The sequence below is a fragment of the Variovorax paradoxus genome (genome assembly GCF_009755665.1).
GTDB classification, from domain to species: domain Bacteria; phylum Pseudomonadota; class Gammaproteobacteria; order Burkholderiales; family Burkholderiaceae_C; genus Variovorax; species Variovorax paradoxus_G.
Window position 1 is genome coordinate 2,791,488 of record NZ_CP046622.1, and the last position, 16,337, is coordinate 2,807,824.

The window sequence follows — 16,337 nt, forward strand, 5'->3', positions numbered from 1 at the left end:
GCATTCAACCGTCCGTTCTTTGGCAGAGTGGTGCGCGGCCCCGTACACTGCCTTTTGCTTGTTGTTGAGGAGAACACACCAATGAAGAGTCGATTCCGTCCCGTGCTGGCCGTTGCCGCATCCGCTTTTGCTTTTGCTGCCGCGGCGCCGGCCTTCGCCGGCAAAACGCTTGATGCGGTCAAGCAGCGCGGCACCGTGAAATGCGGCGTGACCAACGGCGTGGCCGGCTTTTCCGCGCCCGACACGCAGGGCAACTGGTCGGGCCTGGACGTCGATACCTGCCGCGCCATTGCCGCCGCCGTGCTGGGCGACGCCAAGAAGGTCGACTTCGTGCCGCTCAATTCGCAGCAGCGCTTTTCGGCCCTGCAGGCCGGTGAAATCGACATTCTTGCGCGCAACACCACGTGGACGCTGACGCGCGATGCTTCGCTGGGCTTCAACTTCACCACCATCACCTACTACGACGGCCAGGGCTTCCTGGTGCCGAAGAAACTCAAGCTGACCAGCGCCAAACAGCTCAAGAACGCGACCATCTGCACGCAGTCGGGCACCACCAACGAGAAGAACGTGTCCGACTACTTCCGCGCCCAGAACATTCCGGTCAAGACGGTGGTGTTCGAAAGCTTTGAGGCTTCGTTCAAGGCATTCTTCTCGGGCCGCTGCCAGGCTTTCACCACCGACGCTTCGGCGCTCGCGGGCCTGCGCAACAAGGAGGCGCCCAACCCCGACGACTACGTCATCCTGCCCGAACTCATCTCCAAGGAACCGCTCGCGCCGCTGGTGCGGCGCGGCGACGACGAATGGTTTGCCATTGCCAAGTGGGTGCCCAATGCGCTCATCGAGGCAGAGGAGTTCGGCGTTACGCAGGCCAATGCAGACGATCTCAAGGCCAACAGCAAAGACCCGGCGCAGCAGCGCCTGGTCGGCACCGGCGAAGACCTGGGCAAGCTGCTGGGCCTCGACAAGGACTGGTCGTTCCGCGCCATCAAGGCCGTGGGTAACTACGGTGAAATGTTCGAGCGCAACGTCGGGCCTAAATCGGTGCTCAAGCTGCCGCGCGGATCGAACAACCTCTGGAGCAAGGGCGGCCTGATCTACGCACCACCGGTTCGATGAGCCGGCAAGCCTCGCGCCGCGGCGCCTGGCTGGCCTGGATCGTCCAGGCGCTGCTGGTGCTGGCCGTGCTGGCCGGCGCCGTCTGGGTGATGAATCACGCGCTCGAGGTGCTGCGCTCGCGCGGGGTCCGGTCGGGGTTCGACTTTCTCACCGAGCCGGCGGGCTTTTCCATCAGCGAAGGCTGGCTCGACTTCGATGCCAGCCAGCCGTTCTGGCGCGCCTTCCTGGCAGGATTGATCAACACCGTGCGGGCGGCGGTGCCCGCGGCCGTCTTCGCAATCGTGCTCGGCACCTTGATTGGCATCGGCCGGCTCGCGCCGCACGTGCTCTTGCGCGGCATTTGCACAGCGTATGTCGAAGTGCTGCGCAACGTGCCCCTGCTGGTGCAGCTGCTGATGCTGGCCTTTGCCATGGCCAACCTTTTGCCGGACCCGACCGAGCCCGTGCGCTTGCTGCCGGGCGTGTGGCTCAGCAACGGCGGCTTGAGCGTGCCCTGGCCCGCATCGGGCGACGGCGGCTGGTGGCCGACGCACTTCGAATGGCCCGAGAAGGGCGACTTCGGCGTGAGCGGCGGCGCGGCGTTGAGCCCGGAGTACGTGACCATCGTCGCGGGGCTGTCGTTTTACTCGGCGGCTTTCGTGGCGGAGATCGTGCGCGCCGGCATCCTGTCGGTATCGCAGGGGCAGGTGCTGGCCGGGCAGGCGCTGGGCCTCACGCCAGGGCAGCAATTGCGCATCGTGATCCTGCCGCAGGCGCTGCGCGTGATCGTGCCTTCGCTCACCAACCAACTGCTCAGCCTCACCAAGAACTCGTCGCTGGCCGTGGCCGTGGGCTATCCGGAACTGGTGTCGGTGGCCAACACCACCATTGGCTCGAACGGGCGGGCTTTCGAGTGCATCGCGATCATCATGGCGGTGTACCTTCTGCTGTCGCTGCTGATCTCGTTCGGCATGAACCGCTACAACGCACGCGTTGCGCTCAGGGGCTGGCAATGAAAAATGCCGCCCAAGGCCCCATCGCGTGGCGCAGCGAGCTCTGGGGTTCGCCGCTGCGGGCATTGGCCACGGTGCTGCTGCTCGCACTGCTTGCATGGGGCGGCTTTCATGCTCTCGAATGGGGCGTGCTGAATGCAGTGTTCCGGCCCGACGCCGAAGCCTGCCGCGCGATGCAGCACGGCGCTTGCTGGGGTGTGGTGGCTGAAAAGTGGCGCCCAATGCTGTTCGGCCGATTTCCGTATGAAGAGCAATGGCGACCGGCGATCGCGGTGGTCGTGTTGTCGGCCGTCACGGTGCTCAGCGCCTGGCCGCGCAGCTGGCGCTGGTGGCTGGTGCCGCTCTGGATCGTGGCACTGCTGCTCTTTGTGCTGCTGATGCTCGGTGGCGTGGCCGGCCTGGTCCATGTGCCGACCAGCCGCTGGGGCGGCTTGCCGCTCACCATCGGCCTTGCGGTGGTTGGCCTGGCGCTGGCCTTTCCGCTGGCACTGCTGCTTGCATTGGGCCGCCGTTCGGGCTGGCCCGTAGTTCGCACCCTGAGCGCGAGCTACATCGAGCTGGTTCGCGGCGTGCCGCTCATTTCGGTGCTGTTCATGGCCTCTTTCCTGCTGCCGTTGCTGTGGCCCGCGGGCTGGCAGCCCGATGTGCTGGTGCGCGTGCTGGCGGGCCTGACGCTCTTCGTGGCAGCCTACCTGGCCGAGATCATCCGCGGCGGCCTGCAGGCCGTGCCGCGCGGGCAGACCGAAGTCGCGATGGCGCTCGGCTTCGGGCGCTGGCCGGTGCAGCGCGACATCGTGCTGCCGCAAGCGCTGCGGCTCGTGGTGCCCGCGCTGACCAACAGCGTGGTCGGCACGCTGAAAGACACGTCTCTGGTCACCGTGGTGGGGCTGTTCGAGCTGACCGGCGCATTGGGCTTGGCCCTCGGCGGCGATCCGACCTGGCGGCCGTTCTACCTCGAGGGGTACCTCTTCATTGCGGCGGTGTACTGGGTGCTGTGCTTCGGCCTCTCGCGCTACAGCGTGTGGCTGGAGCGGCGGCTGGGAGAGGGCACGCGCTGAACCGGCGGTGCCCCGGTTTCATCAGCCCGCCGACAGCGCCTTGTCCACCAGCTGCTGCGCTTCCTCGAGGATGCGCCCGAGGTGCTCGGCACCGAGAAAGCTCTCGCCGTAGATCTTGTAGATGTTCTCGGTGCCCGAGGGCCGAGCGGCGAACCAGCCGTTTTCCGTGACCACCTTCACGCCGCCGATGGCCGCTCCGTTGCCGGGCGCATGGCTCAACACGTTCTGGATTTTTTCGCCCGCGAGTTCGGTCGACAGCACCTGCTGCGGCGACAGGTTCGAAAGCTTCTTCTTCTGCTCGACAGTGGCCGCCGCATCCACGCGGTTGGACACGGGCTTGCCCAGCGTCTCTGCCAGTTCGGCAAAGCGCTCGCCGGGGTCGCGCCCCGTGCGGGCGGCAATCTCCGCCGACAGCAGAGCCGGGACGATCCCGTCCTTGTCGGTGGTCCATACAGAGCCGTCGCGCCGCAGGAAGGTTGCGCCCGCGCTTTCTTCGCCGCCGAAGCCCAAGGACGAATCCACCAGCCCGTCGACGAACCACTTGAAGCCCACCGGCACCTCGTACAGCTTGCGCCCCAGGTTGGCGGCCACGCGGTCGATCATCTGGCTACTGACCACCGTCTTGCCAACGGCTGCATGCGGGGCCCATTGCGGGCGGTGCGTGAAGAGGTAGTCGACCATCACGGCCAGGTAGTTGTTCGGCGGCAGCAGCCCCGCGCTGCGCGTGACGACGCCGTGCCGGTCGTGGTCGGTATCGCACGCAAAGGCAATGCCGAAGCGGTCCTTGAGGCCGATGAGCTGGTGCATCGCATCGGGCGACGAGGGGTCCATGCGGATGCGGCCGTCCCAGTCGAGCGACATGAAGCGGAAGGTCGGATCGACCTCCTGGCTCAGCACGTTGAGCCGGTCAAGCTTGTAGCGCGCGGCAATGGCGGGCCAGTAGCGCACGCCGGCGCCGCCCAGCGGATCGACGCCCAGGTCGATCGGCACGCCGCGAATCGCGTCCATGTCGAGCACCTGCGCCAGGTCTTCCACATAGGTGTTCAGGTAGTCGTGGCGGTGCGTGGTCGAGGCGCGCAGCGCCTGTGCAAGCGGCAGTCGCTTCACGCCCTGGAGACCGGCGGCAAGATAGCCATTGGCCGCGGCCTCGACGGCTGAGGTGATGTCGGTGCCCGCCGGGCCGCCGTTGGGCGGGTTGTATTTGAAGCCGCCGCTTTCGGGCGGGTTGTGCGAAGGCGTGATCACGATGCCGTCGGCAAGCCCCGTCGTGCGGCCGCGGTTGTAGACGAGGATGGCATGCGAGACGGCGGGCGTCGGCGTGTATTCGTCGTCCTTCGACAGCATCAGCTCCACGCCGTTGGCCGCCAGCACTTCTACCGCGCTGTTGAATGCGGGCGTGGAGAGCGCATGCGTGTCGATGCCCAGGAACAGCGGGCCGTCGATGCCTTTTTGCTTGCGGTAGTCGGCAATCGCCTGGCTGATGGCCAGCACATGCCACTCGTTGAAAGCGTCGTCGAAGGAAGAGCCGCGGTGCCCCGACGTTCCAAAGGCGACGCGCTGGGCTGGCACGGAAGGATCGGGCCGGCCCGTGTAGTAGGCCGAGATGAGGCGCGGGATGTTGACGAGCAGGTCCAGCGGTGCGGGCTGGCCCGCGAGAGGGTTGGTCTTTTGGCTCATGTCGAGTGTTGCCGTTCGAGTTGAATCAAGTCGGCAACATCATGCCGCAGGATGCGCCTGCGAACGAAACAAGCGGAAAGCGCCTCAGGAGGCCAGGGCCTCCATCAGCTCCGTCTCGATGGCCAGTTGCGTCTTCTGTCCCTGCAGCTCGGGGCCGCTGATGAGGAACGTGTCTTCCACGCGCTCGCCGAGCGTGGTGACCTTGGCGAGTTGCAGATTGAGGTGATGCCGTGCAAGCACCCGCGCCACCGAATACAGCAGCCCCGCGCGGTCGCTGGCAGAGATGTTGAGCAGCCAGCGCTGCGCCTTGTCGTCGGGCAGCAGGCTGATGCGCGGCTTGATGGGGAAGCTGCGCACCCGGCGCGACACCCTGCCCACGCTGGGCGAGGGCAGGGGACCGGCCTCGGTGAGCGTTTGGGCAAGGCCCAGCTCGACCATGCTGATGAGGTCGCGGTAATGGTCGGGCAGGAAAGTAGTTACAACCTGGAAGGTATCGAGGCCGTAGCCGTTGCTGGTGGTGTGTACTTTCGCGTCAAGAATGCTGAACGACGACTGGTCGAAATAGCCGCAGATGCGCGCGAACAGGTCAGGCTGGTCGGGCGTGTACACCACCACCTGCAGCCCTTCGCCCACTGGCGAAAGGCGCGCGCGCACGATGGGCGGCGCCTTGGGATCGACCGGCACGTTGGGCGGCGGCACGAAGCGCGAAAGCTGCTTGGCATGCCAGGCGATTTCGCTGGCCTCGTGGCGCATGAAGTAGCCGACGTCGAGCGTGTCCCACAGCGCCTTGTGCGCTTCGAAGCGCTGTGCATGCAACGCAAGCTGCACCAGCGCCTCGCGCTTGCGCGACTCCACTTCTGCGTCCGGGTCGGGCATGCGGCCGCCCAGCGCGCGCAGGGTGTAGCGGTAAAGGTCTTCGAGCAGTTTGCCCTTCCATGCATTCCACACGCGCGGCGACGTGCCGCGAATATCGGCAATGGTGAGCAGATAAAGGGCTGTGAGATAGCGCTCGTTGCCCACGCGCTTGGCAAAGGCGCCGATCACTTCCGGGTCGCTCAGGTCCTGCTTTTGCGCGACCTGGCTCATCACCAGGTGTTCGGCCACCAGGAATTCGATGAGCTTGGCGTCTTCGCGCGCAATGCCGTGCTGCTTGCAGAAGCGCTGCACGTCGCGCGCGCCGAGCGTGGAATGGTCGCCGCCGCGGCCCTTGGCAATGTCGTGGAACAGCGCGGCCACGTAAAGAATCCACGGCTTGTCCCAGCCGGCCGCAAGCTGCGAGCAGAACGGGTATTCGTGCGCGTGCTCGGCAATGAAGAAGCGCCGCACGTTGCGCAGCACCATCAAGATGTGCTGGTCCACCGTGTACACGTGGAACAGGTCGTGCTGCATCTGCCCCACGATGCTGCGGAACACCCGCAGGTAGCGCCCCAGCACCGAGGTCTGGTTCATCAGCCTGAACGCATGCGTGATGCCGTACGGCTGCAGCAGGATGCGCATGAACGTCTCGTGATTGGCCGGGTCGTTCCGGAACTTGCTGTCCATGACATGCCGCGCGTTGTAGAGCGCGCGCAGCGTGCGCGCCGACAGGCCCTTCACGCCGATGGTCTTCTGGTAGAGCAGGAAGGTCTCGAGAATGGCGCGCGGTTCGCGCTCGTACAGGTCCTCGCTTGCAATCTCGATCAGGCCGGCGCGTTCGTAGAAGCGCTCGTTGATCGACGTGTGCTGTTCGTCGCTGGGCTGCAGCCGCTCCGAAATGTTGAGCAGCAAAATCTGGTTGAGCTGAGTGACCGCCTTGGCCGCCCAGTAGTAGCGCCGCATCAGCGCTTCGCTCGACTTGCGCTGCGATTCACTCTCGTAGCCAAAGCTCGCGGCCACGGCGGTTTGCAGGTCGAACACCAGCCGGTCTTCGCGGCGGTTGGCAATCACGTGCAGCCGCGCGCGAATCAGCGAGAGCAGCGCCTCGTTGCGCTTGATCTGCTGCGCCTCGAACGGCGTTGCAAGCCCGTTCTTTGCCAGGTCGTCCCAGCGGCTGCCGTAGCCGGCGGCCTTGGTCATCCAGAGAATGGTTTGCAGATCGCGCAGGCCGCCCGGCGATTCCTTGCAGTTGGGTTCGAGCGCGTACGGCGTGTTGTCGAACTTCTGGTGGCGGTGCCGCATTTCTTGCGACTTGGCCACGAAGAAGGCCTGCGGATCGATGGCGCGGGTGAAGCGGCGGCGAAAGCCGACAAAGAGCTTCTTGTTGCCCGCGATCAGCCGTGCCTCGAGCAGCGAGGTCTGCACGGTGACGTCTTTTTCTGCCTCGGCCAGGCATTCCTCGACCGTGCGCACGCTTGAGCCGATCTCCAGCCCCGCGTCCCAGCAATGCCCGATGAAGGCCTCGATGCGCGCCGGATCGATGCCGCTCGCGTGGCCTTCGGGTGGCAGCAGCAACAGCACGTCGACGTCGGAATACGGAAACAGCTCGCCGCGGCCAAAGCCGCCCACGGCCGCCAGCGCAAGCGAATCGCCAAAGTCGGCCTCGCGCCAAAGCGCGCACAAGGTCTGGTCGGCCAGCGCCGACAGCTGCCTCAGCACCGTATGCACGCTGCGCGTGGGTGCGCGCGCGAAACGCAAGGTTTCGAAGAGCGCGAGTTTCTTTGCGCGATAGGCTTCGCGCAGCGTTGCCACGTCGATCTTGGCTGGTTCGATCACGGCTTTGTCCGGGGCCGTGCGCCGCTCGCGCGGCTCACGTTTTCGTGGAAGTGACGAAGGAGGGCAGGGGCGGGCTGCCTTCGGACAGCGTGAGCACCTCGTAGCCCGTTTCGGTGACCAGCACCGTGTGCTCCCATTGCGCCGAGAGCGAATGGTCGCGCGTGACGATGGTCCAGCCGTCGTATTGGCCGCCCTTGAAGTCTTCCTTCACGTCGCGCTTGCCGGCATTGATCATCGGTTCGATGGTGAAGATCATGCCGGGCTTGAGTTCTTCGAGCGTGCCGGGGCGGCCGTAGTGCAGCACCTGCGGTTCTTCGTGGAATCGCTGGCCCACGCCGTGGCCGCAGAACTCGCGCACGACGGAAAAACCGTGGCCTTCGGCAAACTTCTGGATCGCATGGCCGATGTCGCCCAGGTGGGCGCCCGGGCGCACCTGCAGAATGCCATGCCACATGGCTTCGAAGGTGATGCTGCACAGCCGCTTGGCCGCGATGGAAGCGTCGCCGATGATGTACATGCGGCTGTTGTCGCCGAACCAGCCGTCCTTCACCACCGTGACGTCGACGTTCATGATGTCGCCCTTCTTCAAGGGCTTGTCATTCGGAATGCCGTGGCAAACCACGTGGTTGACCGAGGTGCAGAGAGACTTCGGAAAGGGCACGCTGCTGGCGCCCATGTAGCCCACCGTGGCCGAGGTGGTGCCCTGCTTGACCATGTATTCGGCGGCGAGCCGGTCGATTTCGTTCGTGGTGATGCCCGGCTTGATGAACGGCGTGAGGTAGTCCAGCACCTCGGAGGCCAGGCGGCAGGCGACGCGCATGGCTGCGATGCCCGCTGCGTCTTTGTAGGTAATGCTCATCCCGGAATTATCCCATTCAGCAAGCTAAAATTCCGGGTTAACGCGGATGACCCCAGTCAGCGGTCTTCCGCCTCGATTCTTTGATTCCCAACGCGGCCCCAAGGCCCCATCGACCGTGACGCAGCCCGCATCCCAAGCCCTTCCTGTCGTAACCATGTTCGAGGGCGGCAGCGCACTCAGCGATTTCCGCGCGCGGCAGCTGCTGCCCAAGCTGCAGGCCATCGAGCCGCGCATCGAGGGCATTTCGGCCCGCTTCGTGCACCTGGTGGTCACCGACGCGGCGCTGAGTGATGCCGAGCACGACCGCTTTGCCGCGCTGCTGACTTACGGCGAGCCCTTCGAGGCACCGGCCAAGGCCGCCACGTCGGTGGTCGTCACGCCCCGCCTGGGCACCGTGTCGCCCTGGGCCTCCAAGGCCACCGACATCGCCCACAACTGCGGCCTTGCGCTGCGCCGGGTCGAGCGCGTCACCCAGTACCACCTGAAGCTCAAGGCCCCGCTGATCGGCAAGGCGCCCGTGCTGGAAGGCGACACGCTCGCCGCCGTGGCAGGCCCGCTGCATGACCGCATGACCGAGTCGGTGCTTGCCACCGTCGAGCAGGCCGCAAGCCTGTTCAGCGAACTGCCGGCCCAGCCGATGGCGCTGGTCGACGTGCAGGGCGGCGGCCGTGCCGCGCTGGTGGCGGCCAATACGGGTTTTGGCCTGGCGCTGGCCGAGGACGAAATCGACTACCTGGTCGATGCCTTCACGCGGCTCGGGCGCAACCCGAGCGACGTCGAGCTGATGATGTTCGCGCAGGCCAACAGCGAGCACTGCCGCCACAAGATCTTCAATGCCCAGTTCACCATCGACGGCAAGGCGCAGCCCCAAAGCCTGTTCTCGATGATTCGCCACACCGAAAAGCAGAACCCGCAGCACACGGTGATTGCCTATGCGGACAACGCTTCGGTGATGGAGGGCACGACCGTCGAGCGCTTCATCCCCGCTTCCGGTTCGCAGGGCTATCAAAAAGATAGCGCACTGAGCCACGTGCTGATGAAGGTTGAGACGCACAACCATCCGACCGCCATCTCGCCATTCCCCGGCGCCTCTACCGGTGCTGGCGGCGAAATCCGCGACGAAGGTGCTACCGGCCGCGGCTCCAAGCCCAAGGCCGGCCTGACCGGCTTCACCGTATCGAAGCTCTGGCCGGAAGAAGGCCACTACGGCAAGCCAGAGCACATTGCCAGCCCGCTGCAGATCATGACCGAAGGCCCGCTGGGCGGCGCCGCGTTCAACAACGAATTCGGCCGGCCCAACCTGCTGGGCTACTTTCGCGAATACGAGCAAACGGTGGCGAGCGACATCGACACGGTACAGCGCGGCTATCACAAGCCCATCATGATCGCGGGCGGCCTTGGCAGCATCGACGCAACGCAAACCAAGAAGATTCAGTTCCCGGCGGGTTCGCTGCTCATCCAGCTTGGCGGCCCCGGCATGCGCATCGGCATGGGCGGCAGCGCCGCGAGTTCGATGGCCACCGGCGCCAACGCCGCCGAGCTCGACTTCGACTCGGTGCAGCGCGGCAACCCCGAAATCGAACGCCGTGCGCAAGAGGTCATCAACCATTGCTGGCAGCAGGGCGCAGCCAACCCGATCCTTGCGATCCACGACGTGGGCGCGGGCGGCCTGAGCAACGCCTTTCCTGAGCTGACCAACGACGCTGGCCGCGGCGCGCGCTTCGACCTGCGCGCGGTGCCGCTCGAAGAATCGGGCATGGCGCCCAAGGAAATCTGGTGCAACGAAAGCCAGGAGCGTTATGTACTGGCCATCGCGCCGGAATCGCTCGAGCAGTTCAAGGCTTTCTGCGAGCGCGAGCGGTGCCCGTTCTCGGTGGTGGGCGTCGCGACCGAAGAACGCCAGCTGCTGGTGGCCGACCAAGGCGCCGCAGTGCAGCCCGTCGACATGCCGATGGACGTGCTGCTCGGCAAGCCGCCCAAGATGCATCGCGACGTGAAGACCGTCGCGCGCAGCTTCAAGCCGCTTGACCTCACCGGCGTCGACCTGCAGAAGGCGGCCATCGACGTGCTCTCGCACCCGACCGTTGCCTCCAAGCGCTTCCTGATCACCATCGGCGACCGCACCGTGGGCGGCCTGAGCCACCGCGACCAGATGGTCGGCCCATGGCAGGTGCCGGTGGCCGATTGCGCCGTCACGCTGGCGGACTACAAGGGGTTTGCGGGCGAAGCCATGAGCATGGGCGAACGCACGCCGCTGGCCGCACTCGACGCGCCGGCCTCGGGCCGCATGGCGGTGGCAGAAGCCATTACCAACCTGCTGGCCGCGCCCATCGAGCTTTCGCGCGTCAAGCTCTCGGCCAACTGGATGGCTGCGTGCGGCGAGCCCGGCGAAGACGCCGCGCTGTACGAAACGGTCAAGGCCGTGGGCCTGGAGCTGTGCCCGGCGCTGGGTGTGTCCATTCCCGTCGGCAAGGATTCGCTGTCGATGCGCACGCAATGGAAAGACGACGGCGCAGCCAAGAAGGTCACGTCGCCCGTGAGCCTGATCGTGACCGCCTTCGCAACGCTCGCCGACGTGCGCGGCACGCTCACGCCGCAGCTCGATGCGCAAGAGGCCGACACCACGCTCGTGCTCGTCGACCTGGGCCAGGGTAAGCACCGCATGGCCGGCAGCATCCTGGCGCAAACGCTCGGCCAGAGCGGCGACACGGTGCCCGATCTCGACGATCCGGCCCAGCTCGTGGCGCTGGTGAATGCCGTGAACGCACTGCGCGCCGACGGCAAGATCCTGGCGATGCACGACCGCAGCGACGGCGGCCTGTTCGCCACCGCCTGCGAAATGGCCTTTGCAGGCCATGTGGGCGTGGCGCTCAATGTCGACATGCTGGTGACCGAAGGCGACGGCATTTCCGACAGCCGCATGGAAACCGGCGACGCCAAGAACTGGGCGCAGCAAGTGAGCGCGCGGCGCGAAGAGCTCACGCTCAAGGCGCTGTTCAACGAAGAACTCGGCATGCTGCTGCAGGTGCGCACGGCCGAGCGGAACGACGTGATGCAGGTGCTGCGCACCCACGGCCTCAGCGCGCACAGCCACTTCGTCGGCAAGACGCGTCCGGCCAGCTCGACCATGGACGCCGGCAAGGGCAAGGTCGAAGTGTGGCGCGATGCCAAGTCGGTGTTCAGCGCCAGCCTGCACGACCTGCATCAGGTGTGGGACTCCGTCAGCTGGAAGATCGCCCGCGAGCGCGACAACCCCGCCTGCGCCGATGCCGAGCACGCCGCAGCCGGCGATCCTTCGGACCCCGGCATGCACATCTTCCTCCCTCTCCCCCTGGGAGAGGGCAGCAGCCTCAACGCCCCCGCCATCCTTCAGAGCCGGCCCAGAGTCGCCATCCTTCGCGAGCAGGGCGTCAACTCGCACGTCGAAATGGCCTATGCCTTCACCGAGGCGGGTTTCGAGGCCTACGACGTCCACATGACCGACCTGCAGACGGGAAGGGCGGATCTCGCCAATTTCAAGGGCGTGGTCGCGTGCGGCGGCTTCAGCTACGGCGACACGCTGGGAGCCGGCATCGGCTGGGCGCGCAGCATCACCTTCAATCCGAAGCTCGCCGAACAGTTCAAGTCCTTCTTCGGCCGCGAAGACACGTTCGGCCTGGGCGTGTGCAACGGCTGCCAGATGTTCGCCGAGCTGGCCGACATCATTCCCGGCGCCGAAGCCTGGCCGCGCTTCACCACCAACCAGAGCGAACGCTTCGAAGCCCGCCTGTCGATGGTCGAGGTGCTCGAGTCTCCCAGCATCTTCTTTGCGGGCATGGCTGGCAGCCGCCTGCCGATCGCGGTGGCGCACGGTGAGGGCTATGCCAACTTCAAGCACCGCGGCGATGCCGCCAAGGCCATTGCGGCCATGCGCTTCGTGGACAACCACGGCAAGCCTACCGAGCAGTACCCGTTCAACCCGAACGGCAGCGCCGGTGGCCTGACCTCGGTGACCACGCCAGACGGCCGCTTTACCGCCGTGATGCCGCATCCGGAACGCGTGTTCCGCAACATCCAGATGAGCTGGACGCCGGGCGACCGGAGCGAGCTCAGCCCCTGGATGCAGATCTGGCGCAACGCGCGCCGTTGGGTCGGTTGAGGAAAAGCGCCCCAAACAAAAAGCGGCCTGAAGGCCGCTTTTTTTTGGAAGGCAAGAGCAGCCAACGCTGCTCGGCCTTTACTCGATCTTGGCCTTCGCGCGCAGCTCTTCCTGGTACTTCTGCAGGCGTTGTTGCTGCAGCTGCTGCGTGATCTGCGGCTGCACTTCTTCCATCTTCGGCAGCTGTGCCTGACGGATGTCGTCCACGCGGATGATGTGATAGCCGAACTGCGTCTTGACGGGCGTTGCGGTGGTTTCGCCCTTCTTGAGCTTGATCATCGCTTCGGAGAACTCGGGCACGAAGCTGGACGGGTTGGCCCAGTCGAGGTCGCCGCCGTTGGCGCCCGAACCCGGGTCCTTGCTCTGCTTCTTGGCGATGTCTTCGAACTTGGCGCCCTTCTTCAGGTCGGCCATGATCTTCTTGGCCTGATCTTCGGTCTCGACCAGGATGTGGCGAGCCTTGAATTCCTTGCCGCCGTTGGCCGCGACGAACTTGTCGTACTCGGCCTTGATGTCGGCTTCCGACACGGCGTTGGTCTTGCGGTAGTTTTCGAACAGCGCGCGGATCAGGATGGCCTGGCGTGCGAGCTCGAGCTGGTTCCGGTAGTCGTCGGTCGCATCCAGACCCTGCTTCTGCGCTTCCTGCATGAACACTTCGCGCGCGACGATTTCTTCGCGCAGCTGGCCCTGCATTTCCGGCGTGACGGGCCGGCCGGCTGCCGCCAATTGCTGCGCCAGCACGTCCATGCGCGCCTTGGGCACGGGCTTGCCGTTGACGATGGCTGCGTTCTGCGCCACTGCCGCCAGGGGAATCGCACCGAGCAGCGCTGCGGCCGCAACGGCCGTCAAGATTTGTTTTTTCATGGAATGAATATCAGGCTGGATGGGAAATGCGCGTGTAGAAAAAAGCGCGTGGAAAAAGCGGGAAAGACGAAAGAAAGAAAAGGGAAATGAGGAGGGCGGAGCCGCCGCGGCGAAAGCCGCGTGGCATTTGATCGACCCGTTGATCGATCGGACGACTCAGAGCACCTCGATGGCGATGGCGTGCAGACCCTGCGCGATAAAAACTTGGAGGGCATCATACACAAGGCGATGGCGCGCCACGCGGGGCTTCCCTTCGAACAGTGGGGAAGCAATGCGAACCCGGAAATGGGTGCCGTAGCCCTCTGCGTTGGCGCCCGCATGGCCGGCGTGGGCGCTGCTCTCGTCGATCACCTCGAGCACGGTGGGCTGCAGCTTCTGGCGCAGCACCGCCTCGAGGGCATCTGCCGTCGGCAGCGGGTGGGTTGCGGCGGTGCTCATGCGGTGGGCTCGTCGCTCTTGAGGTGCGGCGAGATGTACAGGCCCTGCGCCACCAGGAAGACGATCGGGAACACATAGCCCCAGAGCTTGAAGTTGACCCAGGCCTCGGTGGTGAAGTACGCCGCCACGTAGGCATTGATGAGTGCCATGAAAAGGCAGTAGCCGATCCACGCCACATTCAGGCGGCTCCAGATGCGGTCGGGCAGCTGCAATTGCGAGCCCAGCAGCATTTTCAGGAAGTTCTTCTTCAGCGCCCAGAGCGCCACGGCCAGGGCAACCGCCATTGCGCCGTAGAGCACCGTGGGCTTCCACTTGATGAAGCGGTCGTCGTGCAGCACCAGCGTGAGCGTGCCGAACAGCAGGATCAGCACCAGCGTGGCCTTCTGCATGGCCTGCAGCTTGCGTTCGGTGGCGTAGATGATGCCCATCTGCACCACGGTGGCGCCCATCAGCACGGCCGTTGCGGTGTAGATGTCGCCCAGCTTGTAGGCGCCGAAGAACAGCAGGATCGGAAAGAAGTCGAGGAGCAGTTTCATGCGCTGGGCGGGAGCCTGTGGTGGTTTGGTTACTTCTTCTGGAAATCGAGCGAAGCCGAGTTCATGCAGTAGCGCAAGCCGGTTTCGGTAGGACCGTCGGGGAACACGTGGCCCAGGTGGGCGCCGCAGTTCGCGCAGACGTTTTCGGTGCGCACCATGCCGTGCGAACGGTCGACGATGTTCTTGATGGCGCCCGGCACGGCTTCTTCCGAGAAACTGGGCCAGCCGCAACCTGCGTCGAACTTGGTTGATGCCTCGAACAGCTTCGCGCCGCAGCAGATGCAGTGATAAGTGCCGTCTTCCCAGTGCGCCTCGTACTTGCCGGTGAAGGGGCGCTCGGTGGCCGCGTGGCGCGTCACTTCGAAGGCCGCGGGCTCGGCGCCTTTTTCAGCGAGCAGGGCTTTCCATTCGGCATCGGTTTTCTGGATGGGTGCGGTCATGATGAGCAGCTGATTTCGATCGTGGAGGCCCAGTCGGGCGGGAAGCCGGCGTAAGCGTCGGCACCGGGATGTTCTTCAAATGGGGTTTCGAGCAGGTTCAGCAAGGTTGCCACACCCGAGAAGTCCTTCTGCGCAGCAGCTTCGATGGCTTGTTGGCCCAGGTGGTTCCGCAGCACGAATTTGGGGTTGGATTTGAGCATCAAATCGGCAGCTTCCGAGCGTTGGCCCGTCGATGGCGCCTTTGCATGTCGCTCCGAAAAAGATAGCAACCAGGTATCGAAGCCGACGCGGTCCAGGAAGAGATCGCGCACGGGTTCGGCGTTGCCTTCAGCCATGTACTGCGAAAGGCGACGCCAGAAGATGGTGTAGTCGACCTTTTCGGCGGCCAAGAGCTTCAGCACGCCCTCGATGAGCGGGCGGTCGCCTTCGGCCGAATCGGTGAGCCCGAGCTTGGCACGCATGCGGCCTTCGAACTCGCGCGGGAACACCGTCTTGTAAGACTCCAGTGCGGCCACGGCCACTTCCTGGTCGACGATCAGCGGCAGCAGCGCCTGCGCCAGGCAAAACAGGTTCCAGTAGGCCACGTTCGGCTGCTGGTTGAAGGCATAGCGCCCGCCGGTGTCGCTGTGATTGCAGATGTGGCGCGGATCGAAGCCGTCCAGAAACTGGAACGGGCCGTAGTCGATGGTGAGCCCGAGGATGCTCATGTTGTCAGTGTTCATCACGCCATGGCAAAAGCCGACGGCCTGCCACTGCGCCAGCAGGGCGGCGGTGCGCTCGCTCACGGCTTCCAGGAAAGCCGCGTAGGCGTTGCCGCCGAAGCGGTCGGTCGTGCGGCAGGCCGGGTAGTAGCGGTCGATGACGTAGTCGGCCAGCGCGCGCAGTTCAGCATCGCGCTGGTTGGCGGCAAAGTGCTCGAAATGGCCGAAGCGGATGAAGCTGGGCGCCACGCGGGTCACCACGGCCGCGGTTTCCGGTTCCTCGCGGTAGACGCGCGCGTCGGAGCCCGTGACGCACAAGGCCCGCGTGGTCGGAATGCCAAGGCTGTGCATGGCCTCGCTGCAAAGGAATTCGCGGATGCTGGAGCGCAGCACGGCGCGGCCATCGCCGCCGCGCGAGTAGGGCGTGCGGCCCGCGCCCTTGAGCTGCACCTCGAGGCCGCCCTCGGTTTCGCCGAGCATGATCGCGCGGCCATCGCCAAGCTGCCCGGCCCACACGCCGAACTGGTGGCCGCTGTACACCGTGGCGAAGGGCTGGGTGCCGGCGACGGGCACGCTGCCGGTCAGGGCCGCCAGCGTGCTGTCCGATTGCCGCCAATCGGCAGGCAAACCCAGCAAGCCGGCCACCGCGTCGCTGTGGCCTACCCAATAGGGATCGGGCAGCGGCGTCGGCCGCAGTTCGGTAAGAAAGGCAGGGCCCAGTGCCTGGAACCCGGGTTTCCAGCGCACGCCCAGGTCGGCGGCAGCGGTGTCTTCAGCAAGCAAGCTCATGCCCGAATTGTCCGGCAGAGCATGAGACCCCTTGCGGC

At 65.4% G+C, this 16,337-nt stretch carries 12 protein-coding genes; 4 read left to right on the forward strand and 8 right to left on the reverse strand.

Translation table 11 applies throughout. The features are described 5' to 3' along the window. Window positions 1-81: 81 nt before the first annotated feature. From GOQ09_RS12935 to GOQ09_RS12945, 3 genes are read left to right on the forward strand one after another with little or no spacing between them, the layout of a single operon-like run. Window positions 82-1,116, forward strand: a complete 1,035-nt coding sequence (locus GOQ09_RS12935; RefSeq protein WP_157613773.1) for an amino acid ABC transporter substrate-binding protein — start codon at window positions 82-84, stop codon at window positions 1,114-1,116. Beyond that, window positions 1,113-2,111 carry an amino acid ABC transporter permease gene (locus GOQ09_RS12940; protein ID WP_157613774.1) on the forward strand — a complete coding sequence of 333 codons (999 nt, stop codon included), beginning with the start codon at window positions 1,113-1,115 and terminating at the stop codon, window positions 2,109-2,111. Before GOQ09_RS12935 ends, GOQ09_RS12940 begins: the two co-directional genes overlap by 4 nt. After that, a complete protein-coding gene (locus GOQ09_RS12945; protein ID WP_157613775.1) occupies window positions 2,108-3,166 on the forward strand; it encodes an amino acid ABC transporter permease in 1,059 nt (352 codons plus the stop codon). The genes GOQ09_RS12940 and GOQ09_RS12945 overlap by 4 nt, the downstream gene beginning before the upstream one ends. A gap of 21 nt (window positions 3,167-3,187) precedes the next feature. Here the strand turns inward: GOQ09_RS12945 and pgm are convergent, their stop codons facing one another. From pgm to map, 3 genes are all read right to left on the reverse strand, one after another. Further along, window positions 3,188-4,843 (reverse strand): phosphoglucomutase (alpha-D-glucose-1,6-bisphosphate-dependent), encoded by a 1,656-nt coding sequence (gene pgm / locus GOQ09_RS12950; RefSeq protein WP_157613776.1) that lies wholly within the window; start codon window positions 4,841-4,843, stop codon window positions 3,188-3,190. Between the two features lie 84 nt (window positions 4,844-4,927). Beyond that, window positions 4,928-7,534: a [protein-PII] uridylyltransferase gene (locus GOQ09_RS12955; RefSeq protein WP_157613777.1), complete on the reverse strand. Its 2,607-nt coding sequence runs from the start codon at window positions 7,532-7,534 to the stop codon at window positions 4,928-4,930. A gap of 34 nt (window positions 7,535-7,568) precedes the next feature. Further along, window positions 7,569-8,393: a type I methionyl aminopeptidase gene (gene map / locus GOQ09_RS12960; protein WP_126746387.1), complete on the reverse strand. Its 825-nt coding sequence runs from the start codon at window positions 8,391-8,393 to the stop codon at window positions 7,569-7,571. A gap of 154 nt (window positions 8,394-8,547) precedes the next feature. On the opposite strand from map, the gene purL reads away from it, so the two are divergent. Next, window positions 8,548-12,531 (forward strand): phosphoribosylformylglycinamidine synthase, encoded by a 3,984-nt coding sequence (gene purL, locus GOQ09_RS12965; protein WP_157616687.1) that lies wholly within the window; start codon window positions 8,548-8,550, stop codon window positions 12,529-12,531. 78 nt (window positions 12,532-12,609) lie between these two features. On the opposite strand, the gene GOQ09_RS12970 is transcribed toward purL, so the two are convergent. From GOQ09_RS12970 to GOQ09_RS12990, 5 genes are all read right to left on the reverse strand, one after another. After that, a complete protein-coding gene (locus tag GOQ09_RS12970) occupies window positions 12,610-13,395 on the reverse strand; it encodes a peptidylprolyl isomerase (protein ID WP_157613778.1) in 786 nt (261 codons plus the stop codon). 156 nt (window positions 13,396-13,551) lie between these two features. Next, window positions 13,552-13,833, reverse strand: a complete 282-nt coding sequence (locus GOQ09_RS12975; RefSeq protein WP_157613779.1) for a BolA family protein — start codon at window positions 13,831-13,833, stop codon at window positions 13,552-13,554. Then, a complete protein-coding gene (locus GOQ09_RS12980) occupies window positions 13,830-14,369 on the reverse strand; it encodes a septation protein A (protein WP_126746384.1) in 540 nt (179 codons plus the stop codon). Before GOQ09_RS12980 ends, GOQ09_RS12975 begins: the two co-directional genes overlap by 4 nt. A gap of 29 nt (window positions 14,370-14,398) precedes the next feature. Beyond that, window positions 14,399-14,809 (reverse strand): peptide-methionine (R)-S-oxide reductase MsrB, encoded by a 411-nt coding sequence (gene msrB / locus GOQ09_RS12985; RefSeq protein ID WP_126746383.1) that lies wholly within the window; start codon window positions 14,807-14,809, stop codon window positions 14,399-14,401. Beyond that, window positions 14,806-16,299: a protein adenylyltransferase SelO gene (locus tag GOQ09_RS12990; protein WP_157613780.1), complete on the reverse strand. Its 1,494-nt coding sequence runs from the start codon at window positions 16,297-16,299 to the stop codon at window positions 14,806-14,808. Before GOQ09_RS12990 ends, msrB begins: the two co-directional genes overlap by 4 nt. Window positions 16,300-16,337 lie beyond the last annotated feature (38 nt).